Below are 20,242 nucleotides of genomic sequence, written 5' to 3'. Positions count from 1 at the left end.
TACTCGGCATTGACTTTTCATAAATATGGTTATATTGTATAATACAATATGCGTTTTAAATGCACAACAGCTTAGTAAGATACAGGAGGCTTGCTCCCAAACTGAGCGACCAATTAGCTTGAGATAAGCCTAAACCTATAACACAAATTGGCGGCATGAGAGCCACGGCGATCGCAGTTCCAGCCAGAGTAGCAGAAACTTTGGGCTGAACTTTTGCATAGCCGCTGATTCCCCCAGCGGCGATCGCAATTCCTAAGTCTAGTAGTGTAGGTTTAGAACGAGCTAGAACTTCGCTCCCAAAGTCGGGAATTTGTATCAAAGCTCCCAAAAAACAAGCTAGAAAAATTGCTAGCAGCGTCCCGACTGATAATGCAATTAAACTTTTGCGGAAGAGGAGAACGTTACCTTCTACGGCTCCAAACGCTAACCCTCGGATTGGCAACATCAGAGGAGCGATGATCATAGCACCGATGATGACGGCCGCACTGTTGGAAAGCAGTCCAAAGGTGGCGATTATACAGGAGCCGAGAATTAAGACAAGATAGTTAATATCTAGGGTTGATTCTTCCAACAAGTCAACTCGTATTTGCTTTAAATGCTCTCGAGGAATCCTGCTCCTGGTGAAATATTTAAGACTGTCTCGAATATTGTTGAGCAAAATAATCTCCTTAAATCTGGGGCTTGTATCCGTATGCAGGTAAGGTCAGTCGATTTTAGATTTTAGATTTTAGATTTTAGATTTCAAATTTTAGATTTTAAATTTACTCCACTGATGAATCTGGTAGCTTGAACAAAAGTCTAAAATTTGGGGCTACCCAGTCGATTTGAGATTTTAGATTTACTCCAGCGATTTGAGATTTTAGATTTACTCCACAAATGAATCTAGGAGCTTGAACTAGGGTCTAAAATTTGGGGTGACTCACGAGAAGAGTCGGGGGCTTGTCTCCCTGTGCAGGTGCAGTCAAAAGAATCAAAATCCCAGCCAGCAAGTTTTCGAGGATGTCCCAGAATCCGAAAGCAATTGTCGCGTCGCTAATAGCCAGCAGTTGAATCACATTCCGTGCATGGAATGACGGGATGGCTATGAATAACGCGATCGACAATTATTGATTTATAATCAAGATATATAGTCCACCCCAATAATACCGAATCATGCTCGCAGAAGCAAACGCCACACTTTGGCCTAGTCTAATTACTGTTTCAGCATTAATTCTCTACTTCGTTGTTACCATCAACGTCGGCAGAGCTAGATTCAAATACAAAGTTTCTCCCCCGCAGATGACAGGAAACCCAGACTTTGAGCGAGTGGTGCGAGTTCAGCAAAATACCTTAGAGCAAATGATTCTATTTTTGCCCTCGCTGTGGCTGTTCTCGCAATTTATCAGCCCAATTTGGGGCGCCGGTATCGGCGCAGTTTGGATAATTGGACGCATTTTGTTTGCTTGGGGTTACTATCAAGCTGCTGAAAAAAGAGCGGCAGGATTTGGCATTAGTACCTTAGCTACTTTAGTTTTGCTTGGTGGGTCTTTAACTGGCATAATTATGTCGCTGCTGAAGGTTTGAGCGTAAATTCCGATCGACATAATTGTTTTTCTACTCGTTTCCCGGCTCAGCGTGGTAACGCAGATCCGGAGGCTCAGCCTCCAATTTTCCTGCTGAAAAAGCGAGGCTGAGCCTCTCGACAGCGGTTCCCTGGCTCTGCCAGGGAACCAGTTAAATCCAAGTCTTTCAATCACCTTCAGGAGTAAATATGTCAGAAATCAACAAACCCGTATTTGAAATTAACCCGAAACTTTTTCAGCAGCTTGTCGAGTGGCAAGAAAAACTTGAACAAGAAGATGAATTAGCAAGCGAGTCAGAAGACGAGAAACCAATTGAGGTAAAAAATCCTCCCGACAGTTATGAACAGCATTCTCAAACAGATAATTTCTAGCTGGTGGCTAGCAGCATCTTTTGCATTTCCGGCTGCTGTCTCGGCTCAATCGCTGACAGCCAGCCAAATTCAGCAAGTCAATAGCGGTTTGTTTCGTTCTAACTCTCAAGATTTCTTTCAACAAGGAAATCGCCAACTGGAAAGGGAAATCGCAACTTTGTTGCAAAAAAAAGTCACTTCCGAAGGCAAGATTCTGGAGATTGATGAAAAATTGCTCTCTCAGCTTTGCAGCCAAGTTAAAATAACTTCGCACAATTTTGACACAGTAAATGCTGCTAAGATTGCTGATTTTAAGGCAAAATTAACAGATACTTGCAGGCAAAATTAAAATAAAAGTGAGGTAAAAATCCAAGGTTTAGTGTTGATGGATAAAGAAGGAATGACCACGTTGAAACTAGCCATGCTGAAAGCGCAAACTGCCGCTCAATTGGCGGCAATAATTATTGATTACACTCATGAGGAAATGATGCTAGTTTTTTATGAGCTAGAATGGGAACAACAGGCGAAAATTAAAGATATTTGGAAGACGGTTAGTTAAAGTAGGCGGAAATCAGAGGTTTTAATTTTTAACCGCAGATGTAAGCCGATAGACGCGGATGAACGCAGATTGAATTTGGTTAGTGTTCGCTGTGTATAACAATCTTAATTTGTACACAGCGAACAATAAAATATCTAAACTAGGGATTCGAGGCATAATTGGCGGAAATGATCGCCTCGTTGCTCGAAGTTTTGGTATTGATCGAAGCTAGCACAAGCTGGCGAAAGCAGCACGACTTTAGCGTTGTTCTGTTTGCCTAATTCTGCGGCTCGCGGGATTGCTCGTTCCATTGTTTCGACTATTTCCCAAGCGTTGTAATTTGCTTGTTCGAGCCGATCGGCAAAAATACCTGCCGCATCCCCAATTAGCAACACCCCAGAAGCTTTCGCCTTGATTGTATCAATCCAAGCGCGATCGTCCCCTTCTTTGGCGTCACCGCCCGCAATTAAAATCGCCGGTGCGCTCACAGAAGCTAACCCGACTTGCGCGGCGTCATAATTAGTAGCTTTGCTGTCGTTGATGAAATCTATGCCTTCCCAAGTGCAGATGTGTTCGAGGCGGTGCGAAACTCCGGGGAATTTAGCGATCGCCTGGGCGATCGCACTTTTGTCTATCCCCGCCAAATTAGCCGCCGCCACCGCCATTAACAAATTCTGCAAATTGTGTTCTCCCACCATCCGCAAAGAATCAGCAGGTAGAATTTTCTCGCTTTGAGCTATTACCCAACCATCTTGAATATAGGCTCCAAAATCTTTATTTCCCAACAGTTCTTTTTCACCTTTGACACTCGTCCAACACGCATCCGGCCAAACGTCAACTCCTTGCTGGCGCAAACAAGGATCGTCGCCGTTAATTACTTGCAATTCAGACTTTTTGAGCAAATGTGCTTTAATGTTGTAGTAATTTTCTAACGTTTTGTGGCGGCTGAGGTGATCCGGCGTCAAAGTCGTCAAAACTCCGATTCGCGGCGCTACAAATGGCGAGGATTCTATCTGATAGCTGCTGATTTCTGCAATTACCCAATCCGGCGGTTTTTCTGCTAAAGCTAATTCGCACGCAGCATAGCCAATATTGCCGCAAGCGGGAGCATAAAGCCCGGCCTCTGCAAAAATAGCAGCAATTAAAGCAGTAGTAGTAGTTTTGCCGTTAGTGCCGGTAATTCCCACCCAAGGAGATTTGAGGTAACGCCACGCGAGAGCCATTTCTCCGATTGTTTCAATACCTAAATCTCTGGCGCGCACTAATGCTGGACTGTCCCAGGGAACGCCCGGACTTACTACTATTAATTCTATCGATTCGACTGGTTCCAAGGATTTACCTAACTCAACGTTAATTCCTTCATTAGCAAATTCCTGTTGCTGTTCGAGCAAGTTTGGGGAAGATGAGCGATCGCTCAGCGTTACTTCCCATCCTTCGCGTTTGAGCAGTCTGGCGGCGGCAATTCCTGATTTTCCTAGTCCAATGATATGAGCTATCGGCATAAGTTGTGTGTGTGATGGAGCGAATTTCCCTGGTTTTATAAGTTTATATTTTAACCTTGAATTGGTTATTGACTATTGGCCATTTTGCTTATTTTTTAAGAGAGCGATCGAACTCTGCTCAGACTCGCGCGGTTCGGAAACAATCCTAATAGATGTACTACTTTTATTGGTAAGCTTTAATGTTATTTCGATCCCGATTTTTAACAAGTACGTTTCTCAAGTTGGTTTGCCTACAGGCCTCCTCGTTTTCCCCCAGGCCCGCCAGGGGTTGAAAACCCCTGTCTAACAGCTAAAGTCAGTTAAAACTGACTGAAAATTATGGTATGTCAGGGTTTCAGTCCTCAGAGCGAGGACTTTCGCTTTGAGACGAGGGTTTCAACCCCCGGTGGACTGAAGCGGAGGTTTTCAATCCCAGGCTGACTCAAATATTCTCAATTCTAACTTTTGACGATCGCCCCAAAGTCAGCCAACACCCGCGCGTGATTCCGCAGCAGCCCCAGTAAATTCAACCGATTTTGCTTAATTTCCGGGTCAGAATCCATCACCAAAACGCTTTCTGGCCCGTCGAAAAAGTTGCTGACAGTCGGAGCAATTTCCGTCAAACTATCTACTAACTGCTGGTAATTGCGAGTTTGTTTGGATAGCAGCGTTTGCGGCACTAACTGCACGACTGCATCGTAAAAAGCTTGTTCAGATGACTTTTGAAATAAATCTGGTTTCACCGCCGCTTTCGGTTCCAATTCTATTTTATCCAAATCACCTTGAGCCGCCAAACGAGTTGAACGGTTGACTGTTTCGTAAATTAGATCCAAAGTCTGGTTATTGCGGATTTGTTGTAGGAAAAGCGCTCTTTCCAGTGCGTCCAACAAATCTCTCAATGCTCGTTCAGTATATTCTGGGTCATTTTCTCCCAAAACTGCATTCACCAAATCGTAATCTACGTTTTTTTCTTCTTGCAACAAAGTACGAATTCTTTGCAAGAAAAACTCATATAACTGATCCAGCAAATCCGCCGAGGTTTGCGGGCGGGCTGCGGTAAATTCTGCAACCACTTCTGCGAGCAATTTGTGCAAGTTGACTGGCAACTGAGCCGCCCAAATAATGTTAGTTATTGCATTGGCTGCGCGGCGCAAGGCGAAGGGATCGGATGAACCAGTCGGCAACATTCCCAAGCCGAAGATGCTGACTAATGTATCTAATTTGTCGGCTATTGCGACAACTTGACCTGTGAGAGTTTGGGGCAAATTGTCGCCCGCACCTTTGGGCAAATAATGTTCAAAAATCGCTGTGGCTACTTGTTCCGATTCGCCACTTGCTAAGGCGTATTTCTGCCCCATGATTCCTTGCATTTCGGGAAGTTCGTAAACCATTTGGGTTACGAGGTCGGCTTTGCAAAGTAAGGCTGCTCTTGCTACATCACCTTGCTCTTCCTCTCTGATTTGCAGTTGATTGACAATTAAACTGGAAATCTTACACAGCCGATCGACTTTTGCGCGTACTGTCCCCAAATCTTCCTGGAAAGTAACTTTTTCCAACTTGGGCAAATAATCCTCTAGAGGCTTTACCAAGTCTGCTTTGTAGAAAAACTGACCGTCTGCCAATCTTGCCCGCACTACTCGCTCGTTACCAGCAGCAATAATCGCGGCTTTAGCCGGGTCGCCGTTGGAAATTGTAATGAAATAGGGCAAAAGTTCGGGAAAATCCGGGCTTTTGAGGATGGGAAAATACCGCTGGTTTGTAACAATAATTGTGGTGATTACTTCCGGCGGCAATATCAAAAATTCCTCGTCAAATTTACCGACAACTGCGTTCGGCCATTCTACTAAGTCGGTGACTTCTTCTAACAAATCTTCGGTAATGTCGGCGTAACCGCCTTGTTTTGTCGCTGCGGCTTCTACTTGTGCTTTAATTTGATTTTTGCGCTGGGTTCGATCAACCTCCACGCAAGCAGCCCGCAGACACTCGACATAATCCTCGGCTTGGGGAATCGAGACCCCCCCCGAAGGTGTAGGGGGGGTGTATAACACCCGGTGTCCTTGGGAAATTCGATCGCTCTTGACCGTATCCGAACCGCTCACCAATGTAATTGGCAGTACAGTATCATCCAACAGTGCCACGATTGATCGAATCGGCCGCGGAAATTTCAAATCTCCGTCAGCCCACCGCATAAATCTTTTGCCTTCTAACTTATTAATCCACTGCGGCACAAGTTCTGTCAAAATATCCGCTGTCATCCGCCCCGGAATCTTTTTGAGCACAAACACAAAATCGCCTTTATCCGTAGCCCGAACTTCCAAAGCATCAATTTCTACGCCCTGCTTTTTCGCAAAACCTTCGGCTGCTTTCGTCGGTTTGCCATCTTTAAAAGCCGAACTCGCGGGCGGCCCTTTTACCTCTTCTTCTCTATCTAATTGCTGAACTGGCAGTCCTTTCACGAGAACGGCCAAACGCCTCGGAGTAGCGTATACATTAATTGAGTCATTTGTCAAGGATTCTTCTGCCAGCGTTGCAGGTACAAGTCGCTGCCACTGCTGGGCGCTGCTTGCGACAAAAGATGCGGGCAATTCTTCTGTACCGAGTTCTAATAAAAAGTTAGGCATATCGCACCGTAATGGAATTTTGTTTAGGGTAATTTAAGGTAATTTATCCGATCGCGCGATCATAATATCTGAAATATCTGAAAAATACTCAAAAATCCAGGATACCACGTAAAATCGGGGGTGAAAGACAATATTCTCGACAGCCCATGACCTTGGCGGAAAGACTAGGACAAGATTGGAAGTCTCGACTGGAAAAAGATTGCCCGGAGGAAAATTCTAGCACTCGCGAGAGTGTTGTCCGGTGGCTGTTGGGAGACAATCCCGAAAGATTTGACACTCTTAGCCCAACTCAATTGTCTGTCGCCTCTGGTGCGATCGACTTTTTATATCGAATTTTGATTTCTCGGTATCTGGGAGTACCCCCAGAAAAAGCTTACCGCAACTTGATCGGGCGGCTCGGCGGTTTAGTTGTGCTCCGGCAAAAAATCCAAGCGTGGGTTTCCCTGAGTCGCGACAGACAGCGGAGTGCGGTGGAGGTACTGCAAGAAGTGATTCAGGAAATGCTCAATTCCGATCGCTACCTGCAGCAGCAAGTCGCCTGGATTGCCGAATGCACCTCAGACAGACGCCTGCGAAATGCTTTGCTGCTAGCGAGCACAGAAGAATACTGCTTGCGGCCGATCCGCAACCAGCCGCTACTGGTGTACCGTTTTGTCAACTACCTGCGGCGTGCTCAGCGCGGCGGGTTGACGCAAGTGCCTGCTGGAGACTGGGTGCGGCTGGTGTCGGAACAGGTTCTACCCGACGATACAGACGAACCGCTCAGCCTGCTAGACGAACAGGCGATGTCCGAGTATCGAGAAAATCAAGCTTGGGAAGAGCAGCAAACTCAGCGGCAGATTGTCCAACAAGAATTTGAGAATTACTTGGCCTCTGAAGTCGATCCGCTGGCTTCCCGGTGGCTGCAGCTTTACCTGCAAGGTCGTTCCCAAGAGGCAATTGCCGAGGAGTTGAATGTTCCAATCAAGCAAATTTACCGCTTGCGAGAAAAAGTTAGTTACCACGCGATTCGGGTTTTTGCGGTCAAACAAGCACCGGAATTAGTCGCCAACTGGCTGGAAACTTCGCTCCAAGAACACAGTTTGGGCTTGACTCCCGCCCAGTGGCAGCAATATTTACAAGACCTCACACCGGTGCAGCGGCAGTTGGTAGAATCTTTGAAAGCAGGGAAAAGTGTAGAGATGATCGCATCTGAATTAAAACTGAAAACCAATCAAGTCATCGGCGAGTGGAGCAAACTCTATTTAGCAGCTCAATCGCTCCGCAACGAGTAGATTGGTAATGGGTGGCGGGCAATTGCTAATTGTTAATGGGCGGTAGCATTTTTCAGAATCCGCGCTACAAATCAATTCCCCAAAAGCCACAGAGTGCTGCGAGTTTCCCCGTGGAAAACCGCGCCATGCCTCTTGTATCAATTCAGGTTAGATCGATCGGGATATCGTAGCGCTGCCGTGACGATCGCGCTCCAAAACGCTCACAGTTAACTCTCTGAGGTAAGATACTAGCAGCACGATCGACTTTTCAGGCTTTTTTAGCCAATCCTCTATTCAGCGGTAGCCCGTAAATCATCGGTTGTGGTGCATCTCTAATACTTGTGCATTAAAGATATAATTCTATTGTTGCCAGCCACGGGCATCAACATCGGGCGATCGATGATAGTGGGTCTAGAGTGCGCTAGTCATCATCTAGTTCTCAATCTTTTGGTAGAGTTTGAGGCTGCAATACAGAAGGGAGAAAATTCTGGGACTAAGAATTTTTATTTAAGAAAAGCTTCCGGTTGTTAGACCAATTCCTCCGTCAGGGAAGTTGCAGCGTTTAATTTTATCGCATCAGGTTGGTGCGTCGCGCTCGATCGCGCTTCCAACTACAAAGCAGCTAATGGTACATACATCTTCAACACACTCGGCAGCTACAATGGACTCCGATCGAATATTTCACCTAATCGACACTGTTGTCCCCTTTGAAGCTTGCCTTTATTATCAAGTTTTGCCTTTATCTCTAGAAGGTAATCTGTTTAAATTGGGCGTAGTCGATGCCCAAGATGACTCCGCCTTGGACTACGTGCAGCGGATTTTAGCTTACATGAATTGCTCAGTCACAACAGAGCCAATTGCCTCGGAAACTCAGCGCTCGATGCTCTCAGCTTACTTACTGCACGGGAACCAACTCCGAGAACCGAGCCAGACAGAAACCGCCCCAGCCCCAACAGCCAAAAAATCCGCACCAGCAACTTCAGGCCCCAATGCAGCAACGCTGCTGTCTGTGCCAGAACCCTCGATGCCCCCTCCTGAGCCGTTTAAACCTGCTGCCGCTGAGGTTCCCCCGACACCGACACAGCTATCGGTTTTGAATGTCGAGGCCTTGCACTTGTCAAGCCAAGTGGAAGTTTTGGCAACTTTGCCCGCGCCCCAACTCCTACAAGAATTGCTCGGTAGAGTGCTGCGAGAGGGAATCGGCCGCCTATTTTTTGAGCGCCACCAGTCCCAAGGCCGGATTCTTTGGAGTCAAGATGGCGTTTTAAAATCGATGCTCGAAGGTATTGATATCGTCCTTTTCCAAGAGGTCATCGACGAGTTGAAGCGGCTGACAGATATGCCTGTTTGCCCGGTGGAACAGCCCAAACAAGTCGAAGTTGAGCGCATATATCAAAACACTCATTTGCTGTTGCGCTTGCGGGTAATGACGGTGGGTGGCAAGGAAGAAGCCACCCTGCAAGTTTTGCGGGGGGCAGCTTTGAGGTTTTACCAGCAGCAGCAGTTGTCTACTTTGAGTCGGGACGCACTGCGGCTGGCCGAAGAATTGCAGCGTAAAGTGAATCAAATTCGCGATCGAACTCGGCTTTCTCCTGTGCCTTTAGAGGGGTTGCCCGCTTTGGAACAGGTGATTAGAAATGTTGACGACCAAATTGAAGCTTTACTGCACGAACACAATCCTGATCAGTCCTAATCAGCCATAGATCACGGTTTTGAATTTTTTTAACTCACATCAAGTTCGGTCAAATAATAATAATAATTATGTTTGTAGTGAGGACTAAATTCCGAGCGAGTTTTATGATAACTCAAGTCTTCACTACAAACCAATTTTATGGCAGTTCTACGAGGTGACAGAATATTATACCAGTTCCAAAAAAGAATGCAATTGTATGCTCGTGTTCTAAACCCTGGTAGCCATCAGTCATTGCCAATCTAAAATCTAAAATCTAAAATCTAAAATGGTATTAGCCGTGCTCGAAAACATTGTTGTATTGCAATAAATCCAAACTCACAAAAACTGGCAAACACTGAAAACATTGCTGTGCAATTTCCCAGCGTTCTTCTCGCTGCAACATAGCAGTCAACTTTTGTTTAGCGCTCAGCAAATAGCGGACATCGTTAGCAGCATAATTTAGTTGCTCGTCAGAAAGATTAGTCGCATTTCCCCAGTCGGAACTTTGAGATGTTTTATTTAATTCTACCTTTTCAAGTTCTAGAATTAATTCTTTCAATCCGTGTTTGTTGGTGTAAGTTCTAGCAAGTTTACTAGCTAGCTTTGTGCAGAAAACTGGTGCAATGTGAATACTTAAATTGTAACGCATCGTTGCCATATCAAAGCGCGCAAAATGAAATACTTTCTCAATATTTTCGGCTTCCATTAACTTCTTTAAATTCGGTGCTGCTGTCTGGCCTTTGGCAATCCGCACCACTGCAACTTTACCTTCGGGATTGCACAACTGAACCAAACACAAGCGATCGCGCCAAGGTAGCAAACCCATTGTTTCCGTATCAACCGCGATCGCCGGCGCAGTCAAATAATAAGATAAGAGAGAATCGGGAATATCACCATCGCACACTTGAAAATCTGCAAATTCCATTATTGGTAACTGTTAACTGTTGACTGTTGACTGTTGACTGTTGACTGTTGACTGCCTTCTTCCTTCTTCCCTCTTCCCTCTTCCTTCTTCCCTCTTCCTTCTTCCTTCAAATTACCGACTGCGAACAAAAAGCTGAGTAAAATAATACTCGCCTTTAGCATTTTTGGCAACCCCAATACCAGTCACATTAAACTGACCTTCCATATTCTTACGGTGACCGTCACTTTTAATCCAACCCTCAACAGCATTGCGTACCGGGTCGTTGTAGCCAAAATTGTAAGCAAGATTTTCAGCTACACTTTGATAAGGAATTGTAATTGCTTTCGCCCGCCCCTCAAATCCATCGTGACTAAAACTGACTTTACCCTTAGCCATATTTTCGCTGTGAATTCTTGCTATCTGAGTGATTCGCGGATCGATACTCAGCGGTGGCAATTTTTTAGATGCTCGGTATTGATTTATCTGTTGGTTAACCGCTTTTTCTAAGTCAGTAATAGCACTCGAAGCAACATTAGTATTCATGGGAGTTTGTGGCAGCGATCGCGTAGGAAGGAAGGTGTCACACTTAGGCAGGATTGTCAACAATCCCAAGCAAATCGAAATCAAACCTTTGGACATGAAATCAAACGAGAAATAAAGTTAATTGTTACCATTAGTGTCAACTTAATGCCAAAAGTAGTATGAGTATACCGTCTGACGATGAGCCTCTCGATCCCCCTAAATCTACCTTAATAAGGGGGACGAAAGAGCGCTTCCAGTCCCCCCCTTATTAAGGGGGGCTAGGGGGGATCTAGACTTCGATACAAACAAGAGATACAAAGGATTTTAGTCTGAAGTTGACACCAATTAATTGTTACCAATTCCTACAGAGCGATCGCCCCACATTCCGCTAACCTAGATATTCAGAACCTTCGCTACAGTGTTCACGTCTTTGTCGCCGCGTCCGGAACAGTTAAGCACAATGCGCGGATTGCCTGTTAGCTGCGGGCAGAGAGTCTCCAAATAGGCGATCGCATGAGAAGTTTCCAAAGCCGGAATAATCCCCTCCAACTGCGAAAGCCGCTGAAATGCTTCCAGCGCTTCTGCATCAGTTACGCTATAATATTCAGCTCGACCCGCATCCTTCAAATAACTGTGTTCCGGCCCCACACCCGGATAATCCAAACCCGCACTAATCGAATGCGGCTCGATTACTTGACCTTCATTATCTTGCAGCAAATAACTCATCGCCCCGTGTAGAACTCCCACACTTCCCTTAGTCAAAGTAGCAGCGTGTTTATCAGTTTCCACACCTTCGCCCGCCGCTTCAATACCGATCAATCTGACAGTTTCTTCCCCGACAAACTCATGGAAAAGACCCATTGCATTAGAACCGCCGCCGACGCAAGCTAATAAAATATCCGGCAAACCGCCCCACTTTTCCTGACACTGAGCGCGCGTTTCTTCACCAATTACCGCATGGAAATCGCGTACCATCATCGGGTAAGGATGCGGGCCCGCCACGGAACCGAGGATGTAATGAGTTGTTTCGACATTTGTCACCCAGTCGCGAATTGCTTCGGAAGTCGCATCTTTCAGCGTTCCCGTACCCGCAGCCACCGGCCGCACTTCGGCTCCCATCAAGCGCATTCTAAACACATTTAAAGCCTGTCTTTCCATGTCGTGAACGCCCATGTAGACAACGCATTCTATACCGAAACGAGCGCAAACTGTGGCAGTAGCAACGCCGTGTTGACCAGCACCAGTTTCAGCAATTACGCGCTTTTTGCCCATACGTTTTGCTAACAATGCTTGAGCTAAAGCGTTGTTAATTTTGTGAGCTCCGGTGTGGTTTAAATCTTCGCGTTTGAGGTAAATTTGCGGGCCAGTTCCGTCTGCTTTAGCGTAGTGTTCGGTGAGGCGTTCGGCAAAATACAAAGGGCTGGGGCGGCCGACATAATCTTTGAGCAATTGTTGGAGTTGCTGTTGAAATTCCGGTTCGCTGCGGTATTTGTGGAAAGCGGCTTCTAGTTCAAATAAAGCCGGCATCAGGGTTTCGGGGACGTATTTGCCGCCGAATTTGCCGAATCTGCCGAGGGAGTCGGGGCGTTGGGCGCTGGTTTCGGTGGTGAGATGCAGGGGGGTGACTGTCATTTGATTTTAGATTTTAGATTTTAGATTTTTTAGATTCGCGGGTAAGCTAGAGGCTTGGTGTCGATCGTACCAAATTGGTTGTGGACTGGAGCCGATCAAACAAATTTCATTATAATTCCTTGAACGCTTGACGGGCTAATACAATAAGTAGAAGATAGATGGCATTCCGAGCGATCGCAACCATACCCCAATCCGCTAAAACTAGAAATACCAGTAAAAAAAGTTCAAGCATCTTAACCTATGGCAGCATCCAAACGCAAAGATTCTGACAGCAAAACAACCGAGGGCAAACGAATAGTTTACTCCGAATTCGGCAACGTTGACAACTCGGCAGCCCTCCAACGGGGAGTTGCCGAAGTTCCCCCCAATCAACAAAACCTCAAAATCGAAGCATCCCGAAAAGGACGCGGCGGCAAAACAGTTACAGTCATCAGCGGCTTTCAGGAAAAACCCGAAACATTAGCAACTTTAGCCAAGCAGCTAAAAGCCCAATGCGGTACTGGCGGCACAGTCAAAGATAATGAAATCGAAATTCAAGGCGAACACAAGCAAAAGCTGCTAGGAATTATCACAAAGTTAGGCTACAAAGCTAAAATTAGTGGAGGGTAAATTAGTCAATAATCATCAGTATATGGGCGGGGCTGGTTTATGATATACTTAGTTTTAAACATAGATGGTTAGTAAAACCCGCCCCTACATCGCACAAATTATATTGTCGCGAATCAACCAGAAATGATATTACCAATTACCGCTAATTTTTAATGTACACTCGACCTTTAGCTCGTTTAATCGAACAATTGCAGCGCTTGCCCGGAGTCGGCCCAAAAACAGCCCAGCGGCTCGCTTTACATATTTTGAAGCGACCGGAAGAAGAAGTGCAAGCCCTAGCTAAATCTTTGATTGATGCCAAACAGCAAGTAGGTTTCTGTCAAGTATGCTTTCACTTATCTGCTGACCCTGTTTGCGAAATTTGCCGCAATCCCAACCGCGACAGTCATACCATTTGTGTAGTGTCAGAATCCCGCGACGTAATCGCTTTAGAAAAAACGCGGGAATATATGGGTAAATATCACGTTGTTGGGGGCGTTATCTCACCGATGGATGGAATTGGCCCGGAACAATTGAACATTCAACCGTTAGTCCGGCGCGTCAGTCAGCAAAAGGTTAAGGAAGTAATTATTGCTATTAGTCCCAGCGTGGAAGGCGAAACAACTACTCTTTATATCGGTCACTTATTAAAACCTTTTACCTTAGTGACGCGCATAGCTTTTGGTTTGCCGATGGGGGGAGATTTGGAATATGCCGATGAAGTTACATTGGCTCGCGCTTTGGAAGGAAGGAGGGAATTGGATTAGTTGAAAACGGGTGATGGCTGATTTAAAAATAAGAGAAACGAACGGCGAACACGCCAAGGACACGTTCGGCGAAGCCGTTCCCGAAGGGTAGGAAGAGAAGAGAGGATGAAGAGTTTACAATTGATGCGACGGCAGCTATATCCTAAGCTTCTGCGATTGCTTCGCTGAGGCTCGTAATGACAAATTTGTAAGATATGAAACCCGCGTCGGCGGGTTTTGTCTGTGTAGCGACAGGTTGAAACCTGTCGGGTATTTGGTATTTGCTATTTGGTCTTGAGTTTCGTTGTTCCCTGTCGTCACTGCCGCGAAAGGGTAAACTGGACAAAGTTACCGAGAGTAAAAAATCATGACTAAATTCGATCGACCTTTCACCTACCCCATAACCCGCAAAATCGACCAAACAGACGACTACCACGGCGTCAAAGTATCTGACCCTTACAGGTGGCTGGAAAATCCCGACTCTGAGGAAACCCAAGCTTGGGTGGAAGCCCAAAATCAAGTTACCTTTGGCTACCTCAACGAAATTCCGGCGCGGCAAAAAATCAAACAGCGCCTGACTCAACTTTGGGATTACGAGAAATACGGCATACCTTTCAAAGAAGGAGATCGCTATTTCTACTACAAGAATGACGGTCTACAAAATCAATCGGTACTCTACACGTTAACATCCCTCGACAGCGAACCAAAAGTATTAATTGACCCCAACACTCTCTCAGAAGATGGAACCGTTGCTCTGGGTGGGATAGCTATCAGCGAAGACGGCAAATATATGGCCTACGGTTTGTCAAGTTCCGGTTCCGACTGGCAGGAATGGAAAGTCCGTGATGTGGCAACCGGCGAAGATTTATCAGACCATTTAAAGTGGATTAAATTTTCAGGAGCCTCCTGGACTCACGATGGCAAAGGCTTTTTTTATAGTCGCTACGACGAACCCAACGAAAAAAGCAAGCACGAAGACGTTAATTATTACCAAAAACTGTTTTACCACCAACTCGGTACGCCACAATCTGAAGATGTATTAATCTACGAGCGACCCGACCAGAAAGAGTGGGGATTTAGCGGTGGCGTCACCGAAGATGGCAAATACTTGATTATCTCAGTTTGGCAGGGAACTGAAACCAAAAACTTGATTTTTTACAAGGATTTAACTGCACCGGAATCAACCGTTGTAGAACTGATTAGCGAATTCGAGGCTGAGTACAGTTTCATCGACAATGAAGGCTCTCTTTTCTGGTTTCAAACAAACTTAAATGCACCGTTGGGCCGCGTAATTGCGATCGACACCAACAACCAACCTCCCTCATCCCTCGCTTGTGATGAAACTCCCCCGTCGCCCAGAGAGGGGGGGTTCACAGAAATTATCCCCGAAGCAGCAGAAACTCTCGAAGGCATAGGCCTCCTGAACAATCAATTTGTCGCTTCCTACTTGAAAGACGCCTACACCCAGATTAAAATTTTCAACTTAGACGGCTCTTTCGTGCGAGAAGTTGCCTTGCCCGGAATCGGTTCGGCGGGAGGATTCAGCGGCAAGCGGCACGACACCGAAACTTTTTATGCTTACACCAGTTTCACTGCACCTAACATCATCTATCACTACAATATGGTGACAGATGAAAGTACGATTTATCGGCAGCCAAAAGTCGATTTTAATCCCGAAGATTACGAGACAAAACAAGTATTTTACCCAAGTAAAGACGGTACGCAAGTCCCCATGTTTATCACCCACAAAAAAGGCTTGCAGTTTGATGGCAATAACCCCACTTATCTTTACGGATACGGCGGTTTTGGCGTGTCCCTAACTCCGAGTTTTTCGATTAGCAATGTCGTATGGCTGGATCTGGGCGGAGTTTATGCGATCGCCTGTTTGCGGGGGGGCGGCGAGTACGGCGAATCATGGCACCAAGCAGGCACAAAGTTGAATAAGCAAAACGTGTTTGATGACTTTATAGCTGGTGCTGAATGGTTGATCGAAAACAAGTACACCAAACCGGCAAAATTGGCGATCGCAGGTGGTAGCAACGGCGGTTTATTAGTGGGAGCTTGTATGACTCAGCGGCCGGAATTGTTCGGTGCGGCATTGCCCGCAGTCGGCGTTATGGATATGCTGCGATTCCACAAGTTTACCATTGGTTGGGCCTGGACTTCGGAATACGGTTCTCCCGAAAATGCCGAGGAATTTCCGACAATTTACGGCTATTCTCCCCTGCACAATCTCAAACCGGGAACGGCTTATCCGGCGACAATGATTACAACTGCCGATCACGACGATCGCGTGGTTCCGGCCCACAGTTTCAAGTTTGCTTCTGCTTTGCAAGAAACCCACGCGGGAGAAAAACCAGTGTTAATTCGCATTGAAACTAAAGCGGGACACGGGGGCGGCAAACCTACTGCTAAAGTGATTGAAGAATTGGCTGATGAATGGGCTTTTTTAGTGCGCGAACTCGATATTGACGCTTAGCAAGCCGCATTTGGAGGTGCGATCGACGCAGTTTGATGATTTAGATATAAAGAGGGTGTAAAGGGCGATCGTACTTTTTGAATTCAAGGGCGATCGTTCTTTTTTGTCACCGCAATCCTGGTATTAACATATATAATTTGTCAAGTTTTTTTGTTAACTTTTGTAGCTTTGAGTTGCTATTATTACAGTGCTGTGAGTTTACTCGATGCCAAATTAGTATAAGTATAAATCTCTAGAAATGCGGTACTCTCAACTTTCAACAGCGATCGCACCTCAAAGTCAAAATCTGCCAATTTTTAGGAAATTAATATTTTCAGTATATTTACGGTTCAAGCTGTCTGAGCCAGCCTCGATATCACCAGACTAAGAACAGCACTATGAGGGGTTAGACCCCTTATGCTGATAAATCCGTAAGTAATTTACCATATAACTAACCTTAGACCTGATATCATTTTCCCCAAAAATAGACCATCTTCGCTAATACAAAGGCTGTTACCCCTTATTCATGTTAGAATTTGCAGCCATCGGCCGCATCAGGACATCCAAGGGCGATCGCAGTAAATCCTGTCTAATGATTGACTAACATCACAAATAACAAATATAGGCAACTATTATATATCATAAAAAAATAATGATAAAAACTTTATAGTTGAAAGTTTATCGTCATGTATGAAAAGGGGTAGCTTAGATTTAGCAACTAAATCAACCAAAAATGAAAACCCTCCCTAATCTGTCAAATTTGTCATCTACACAAACACGGAAATCTACCAATATGGATACTAAAATCTTGAGACAAACTAGCTATAAAGCAGAGACCTCTCTCCGAATAAATCTAGCGATTGTGGATTCAAAAGTAGAAAACTACCAACAGTTTCTCAGGGGAGTGAAACGCGATACAGAAGTAATCCTGCTCGATAGAACCCGGGATGGAATCGAACAAATTGCCGAAATTGCAGCCTCGCGGCACAGCCTCAACAGCATTCAAATAGTTGCTCACGGCGCATCAGCATCAGTAGAAATCGGCTCAACAGAACTCAATATTCACAATATAGAAACCTATGCCAGCCAATTGCAGCAGTGGGGTAAAGCTCTCAACGAAACAGGTAGTATTCTGCTGTTAAGTTGCAATACAGGCGCCGGGGAATCAGGTCGAAAATTCATACAAAAACTCAGCGAAATAACAGGAGCAAATGTTGCGGCTTCCAATAATTTAACAGGGAGTGCAGCATTAGGTGGCAACTGGGAATTAGAAATTACTACAGGACAAATAAATACCGAAATAGCCTTTGACAAAGAAGTCCTAGAAGGCTACACATCAGTCCTGGCTACCTTAGCGGCTGAAGAATTTAAAAATTCAACAGCAATCGGGCCTTGGATATATGGAGTTGGCAACACCCTTACACCTAGCCCCGGCTTAACCGCAGGTGCCACCAATCCCAACGGCGTTATTCCCGCTTTAGGGACTGGCGATCCAGAGGGACAAGGTACTTTGAGATTAACATCAAATCAATTAAACCAAGCAGCTTTTGTAATCTACAATAACCCCATCTCGGCAACTGAAGGTCTGAGAGTTACCTTTGATTTCTTTGCCTATAACAGAGGTACTGTCCCTCCTCCGGGTGGTCCGTTCCTTGGTGCGGATGGGATTAGTTTTTTCCTCATTGACGGAACAGCTACGCCAACAGAAGCCGGAGGCTTTGGCGGCTCTCTCGGCTATGCTCAGAATACTAATTCAAATTCACCGGGTATTGTAGGAGGTTATTTAGGTGTCGGATTAGACGAGTTTGGCAATTATTCTAGCACTATTGCTGGAAAACAGGGTGGCAGCATACCCAACAATGGAACTGACCAGCTACCTGATGCAGTAGGACTTAGAGGCAGGGCAAGCACAATCCCAACCGAAAATTATAAATTTTTAGGTTCTAGTCTTTTAACTAACAGTTTGACTGGCGTTTCCATTGGGATAGACAATAAAGATACAACCATTCGGGCTGAGGCTAAAAGAACCGTTCAAATTACATTATTTCCAACTATTTCAGCAACACCTAACCGTCTAACAGTTGCCTTCGACGTGAACATGAACGGCACATTTGATGCGGGTGAAACACTGATCGATATACCAAATTTGGAAACCATAAACGGAGAAGTACCCCCAACTTTTAAATTTGGATTTGCTGCCTCGACAGGGGGAAACACAAACATTCACGAAGTTAACAATGTCATCATCGAAAGTATAAATCAACCTACACTCGTAGCCGACGTTTCCATTGTTAAAAAAGGCCCGCTGTTTGCCATACCCAATAGCACCATTACCTATACGATTACCTCCACAAATAACGGGCCAGACAGCGCCGAAAGCGTCCTCATTCAAGATCCCCTGCCCGCAGGCTTAAGTTTCGTCGGGGCCTCCGACCTCGCCACATACAATCCCACAACGAGGACGGTCATCTGGCCGGCGATTCCGACTCTGGCTAACGGTGCTAGCCAAACCCGCACCATCACCGCCACAGTTTCCCCAACAGTCACCGCTCCCTTAACTAACACTGCCTATAGCACATCCAGCACTTTCGACCCAAATCTAGCTAACAACAATAGTTCCCAACCCATCTCTCAAGTCTCAACTACAATTGTTGCTGCTCTTGCCGATGTTGTTACCAGCAAAACCGGGACTACGGCAGCAGCACCGGGTGCCACAGTTAGTTACACAATTTCGACAGTCAACAACGGCCCCAGCACAGCCGAAAACGTCACCGTTACTGATAGCATTGTTGCGAATTTAACAGGAGTGACCGTATCCAACGGTGGCACTTACGATGGCGTTACAGGTATTGTCACCTTCCCGGCTGTCACTTTAACCAACACAGCCAGCGCCATCAACACAGTCAGCTTCATCGCACCTCCATCAGGCAGCGTCAGCAACACCGCCACAAATACCTCAGCTACCCCAGATCCTTTTCCTGAAAACAACAACGGCACTGATCCGCTGGCTACCTTCACCACAACTCTGACACCTAGTGCCGACGTTGTTACCAGCAAAACCGGGACTACGGCAGCAGCACCGGGTGAAATAGTTACTTACACAATTTCCACAGTCAACAACGGCCCCAGCACAGCCGAAAACGTCACCATTACCGACACCATCCTTCCCGGCTTAATAGGAGTCAACGGCGGTGTCTACGATGACAATACAGGTATTGTCACCTTCGCGCCCGTTCCCAGCTTAGCCAGCGGTGTCACCGTCACCAACACAGTCAGCTTCATCGCACCTGCATCCGGCAGCGTCAGCAACACCGCCAGAAGTACCTCAACTACCGCTGACCCCACTCCGGGCAACAACGCATCTACATTCACCACACCTCTGACACCAGCACCGACTCCCAACCAACCGCCAGTTGCCAACCCTGCCAACTCCAGCCTAGGGCCCAACAGCAGCCAGTTAGTCACGGGATTGGGAGGCAGCGACCCCGACCTCGACGGGTTGATCGCCTCTTACACCATCAACACCCTGCCCCCAGCAGACCAAGGAGTCCTGTTTTTAGGAGATCCAGCCAACGGCGGCGTACCAGTGACACCAGGTCAAGTCCTGACTCCAGCACAGTTGCAGCAACTATTTTTCCAATCCACAGGTAGCTTTACCGGAGCCAATTTTACCTACAGCGCCACAGATAACAGCGGCGCAGTTAGCCCCCCAGCTAACGCGAATCTCGGTTTAACAGGAACGACACCCAACCAACCACCAGTAGCGACACCTACTAACCTCACGGTAGGGCCAAACAGCAGCGCCCCCGTGCCTGGATTGGGAGGAAGTGACCCGGAAGGGTTGATCGCCTCTTACACCATCAACACCCTGCCCCCAGCAGACCAAGGAGTCCTGTTTTTAGGAGATCCAGCCAA

16 protein-coding genes are annotated in these 20,242 nt (G+C 46.2%); 10 read left to right on the top strand and 6 right to left on the bottom strand.

The window, feature by feature from the left end:
* Positions 1-55: 55 nt before the first annotated feature.
* On the bottom strand, positions 56-574 hold the full coding sequence (locus QUA10_RS24725) for a DUF389 domain-containing protein (RefSeq protein WP_333086401.1): 519 nt from the start codon (positions 572-574) through the stop codon (positions 56-58).
* A gap of 578 nt (positions 575-1,152) precedes the next feature.
* Here QUA10_RS24725 and QUA10_RS24720 point away from each other — a divergent pair.
* The 4 genes from QUA10_RS24720 (at position 1,153) to QUA10_RS24705 (ending at position 2,471) form a co-directional block, all read left to right on the top strand.
* Entirely contained in the window at positions 1,153-1,563 is a 411-nt protein-coding gene (locus tag QUA10_RS24720; protein ID WP_333085194.1) for an MAPEG family protein, read from the top strand.
* 187 nt (positions 1,564-1,750) lie between these two features.
* Positions 1,751-1,933, top strand: a complete 183-nt coding sequence (locus tag QUA10_RS24715; protein WP_333085193.1) for a hypothetical protein — start codon at positions 1,751-1,753, stop codon at positions 1,931-1,933.
* The gene (locus QUA10_RS24710; protein WP_333085192.1) at positions 1,902-2,261 is read left to right on the top strand and encodes a hypothetical protein; all 360 of its coding nucleotides are present in this window, start codon (positions 1,902-1,904) and stop codon (positions 2,259-2,261) included. Before QUA10_RS24715 ends, QUA10_RS24710 begins: the two co-directional genes overlap by 32 nt.
* A gap of 36 nt (positions 2,262-2,297) precedes the next feature.
* Complete coding sequence (locus tag QUA10_RS24705) at positions 2,298-2,471, top strand: hypothetical protein (protein WP_333086400.1); 174 nt, start codon at positions 2,298-2,300, stop codon at positions 2,469-2,471.
* Positions 2,472-2,605: 134 nt separating this feature from the next.
* On the opposite strand, the gene murD is transcribed toward QUA10_RS24705, so the two are convergent.
* Both murD and glyS read right to left on the bottom strand, forming a co-directional pair.
* The gene (gene murD / locus QUA10_RS24700; protein WP_333085190.1) at positions 2,606-3,952 is read right to left on the bottom strand and encodes a UDP-N-acetylmuramoyl-L-alanine--D-glutamate ligase; all 1,347 of its coding nucleotides are present in this window, start codon (positions 3,950-3,952) and stop codon (positions 2,606-2,608) included.
* A gap of 437 nt (positions 3,953-4,389) precedes the next feature.
* The gene (gene glyS / locus QUA10_RS24695) at positions 4,390-6,552 is read right to left on the bottom strand and encodes a glycine--tRNA ligase subunit beta (RefSeq protein ID WP_333085189.1); all 2,163 of its coding nucleotides are present in this window, start codon (positions 6,550-6,552) and stop codon (positions 4,390-4,392) included.
* 146 nt (positions 6,553-6,698) lie between these two features.
* On the opposite strand from glyS, the gene QUA10_RS24690 reads away from it, so the two are divergent.
* Together QUA10_RS24690 and QUA10_RS24685 are read left to right on the top strand one after the other, a co-directional pair.
* Positions 6,699-7,826 carry a HetZ-related protein 2 gene (locus QUA10_RS24690; protein WP_333085188.1) on the top strand — a complete coding sequence of 376 codons (1,128 nt, stop codon included), beginning with the start codon at positions 6,699-6,701 and terminating at the stop codon, positions 7,824-7,826.
* A gap of 604 nt (positions 7,827-8,430) precedes the next feature.
* Positions 8,431-9,498 (top strand): hypothetical protein, encoded by a 1,068-nt coding sequence (locus QUA10_RS24685; protein ID WP_333085187.1) that lies wholly within the window; start codon positions 8,431-8,433, stop codon positions 9,496-9,498.
* Between the two features lie 271 nt (positions 9,499-9,769).
* Here QUA10_RS24685 and QUA10_RS24680 read toward each other — a convergent pair whose 3' ends face one another.
* The 3 genes from QUA10_RS24680 to trpB form a co-directional block, all read right to left on the bottom strand.
* Positions 9,770-10,402, bottom strand: a complete 633-nt coding sequence (locus tag QUA10_RS24680) for a ribonuclease D (RefSeq protein ID WP_333085186.1) — start codon at positions 10,400-10,402, stop codon at positions 9,770-9,772.
* Positions 10,403-10,513: 111 nt separating this feature from the next.
* The gene (locus tag QUA10_RS24675; protein WP_333085185.1) at positions 10,514-11,020 is read right to left on the bottom strand and encodes a CAP domain-containing protein; all 507 of its coding nucleotides are present in this window, start codon (positions 11,018-11,020) and stop codon (positions 10,514-10,516) included.
* A gap of 276 nt (positions 11,021-11,296) precedes the next feature.
* A complete protein-coding gene (gene trpB, locus QUA10_RS24670; RefSeq protein ID WP_333085184.1) occupies positions 11,297-12,535 on the bottom strand; it encodes a tryptophan synthase subunit beta in 1,239 nt (412 codons plus the stop codon).
* A gap of 240 nt (positions 12,536-12,775) precedes the next feature.
* On the opposite strand from trpB, the gene QUA10_RS24665 reads away from it, so the two are divergent.
* The 4 genes from QUA10_RS24665 to QUA10_RS24650 all read left to right on the top strand — a co-directional run.
* Positions 12,776-13,144, top strand: a complete 369-nt coding sequence (locus QUA10_RS24665) for a translation initiation factor (protein ID WP_333085183.1) — start codon at positions 12,776-12,778, stop codon at positions 13,142-13,144.
* A gap of 152 nt (positions 13,145-13,296) precedes the next feature.
* Positions 13,297-13,890 (top strand): recombination mediator RecR, encoded by a 594-nt coding sequence (gene recR, locus QUA10_RS24660; protein ID WP_333085182.1) that lies wholly within the window; start codon positions 13,297-13,299, stop codon positions 13,888-13,890.
* Between the two features lie 346 nt (positions 13,891-14,236).
* A complete protein-coding gene (locus QUA10_RS24655) occupies positions 14,237-16,348 on the top strand; it encodes a prolyl oligopeptidase family serine peptidase (RefSeq protein WP_333085181.1) in 2,112 nt (703 codons plus the stop codon).
* 841 nt (positions 16,349-17,189) lie between these two features.
* The coding region (locus QUA10_RS24650) for a DUF4347 domain-containing protein (protein WP_333086399.1) at positions 17,190-20,242 on the top strand (3,053 nt) is incomplete at its 3' end.

This window comes from Microcoleus sp. Pol8_D6 (assembly GCF_036700965.1).
In the GTDB taxonomy this organism is placed as follows: domain Bacteria; phylum Cyanobacteriota; class Cyanobacteriia; order Cyanobacteriales; family Microcoleaceae; genus Microcoleus.
This window is presented reverse-complemented; position numbering and strand designations above follow the sequence as displayed.

Excerpts from the sequence above, each read along its gene's own strand:
- QUA10_RS24720 (WP_333085194.1), top strand. The coding sequence starts at position 1,153 with ATGCTCGCAGAAGCAAACGCCACACTTTGGCCTAGTCTAATTACTGTT.
- QUA10_RS24715 (WP_333085193.1), top strand. The coding sequence starts at position 1,751 with ATGTCAGAAATCAACAAACCCGTATTTGAAATTAACCCGAAACTTTTT.
- QUA10_RS24710 (WP_333085192.1), top strand. The coding sequence starts at position 1,902 with ATGAACAGCATTCTCAAACAGATAATTTCTAGCTGGTGGCTAGCAGCA.
- QUA10_RS24705 (WP_333086400.1), top strand. The coding sequence starts at position 2,298 with ATGGATAAAGAAGGAATGACCACGTTGAAACTAGCCATGCTGAAAGCG.
- murD (WP_333085190.1), bottom strand. The coding sequence starts at position 3,952 with ATGCCGATAGCTCATATCATTGGACTAGGAAAATCAGGAATTGCCGCC.
- glyS (WP_333085189.1), bottom strand. The coding sequence starts at position 6,552 with ATGCCTAACTTTTTATTAGAACTCGGTACAGAAGAATTGCCCGCATCT.
- QUA10_RS24690 (WP_333085188.1), top strand. The coding sequence starts at position 6,699 with ATGACCTTGGCGGAAAGACTAGGACAAGATTGGAAGTCTCGACTGGAA.
- QUA10_RS24685 (WP_333085187.1), top strand. The coding sequence starts at position 8,431 with ATGGTACATACATCTTCAACACACTCGGCAGCTACAATGGACTCCGAT.
- QUA10_RS24680 (WP_333085186.1), bottom strand. The coding sequence starts at position 10,402 with ATGGAATTTGCAGATTTTCAAGTGTGCGATGGTGATATTCCCGATTCT.
- QUA10_RS24675 (WP_333085185.1), bottom strand. The coding sequence starts at position 11,020 with ATGTCCAAAGGTTTGATTTCGATTTGCTTGGGATTGTTGACAATCCTG.
- trpB (WP_333085184.1), bottom strand. The coding sequence starts at position 12,535 with ATGACAGTCACCCCCCTGCATCTCACCACCGAAACCAGCGCCCAACGC.
- QUA10_RS24665 (WP_333085183.1), top strand. The coding sequence starts at position 12,776 with ATGGCAGCATCCAAACGCAAAGATTCTGACAGCAAAACAACCGAGGGC.
- recR (WP_333085182.1), top strand. The coding sequence starts at position 13,297 with ATGTACACTCGACCTTTAGCTCGTTTAATCGAACAATTGCAGCGCTTG.
- QUA10_RS24655 (WP_333085181.1), top strand. The coding sequence starts at position 14,237 with ATGACTAAATTCGATCGACCTTTCACCTACCCCATAACCCGCAAAATC.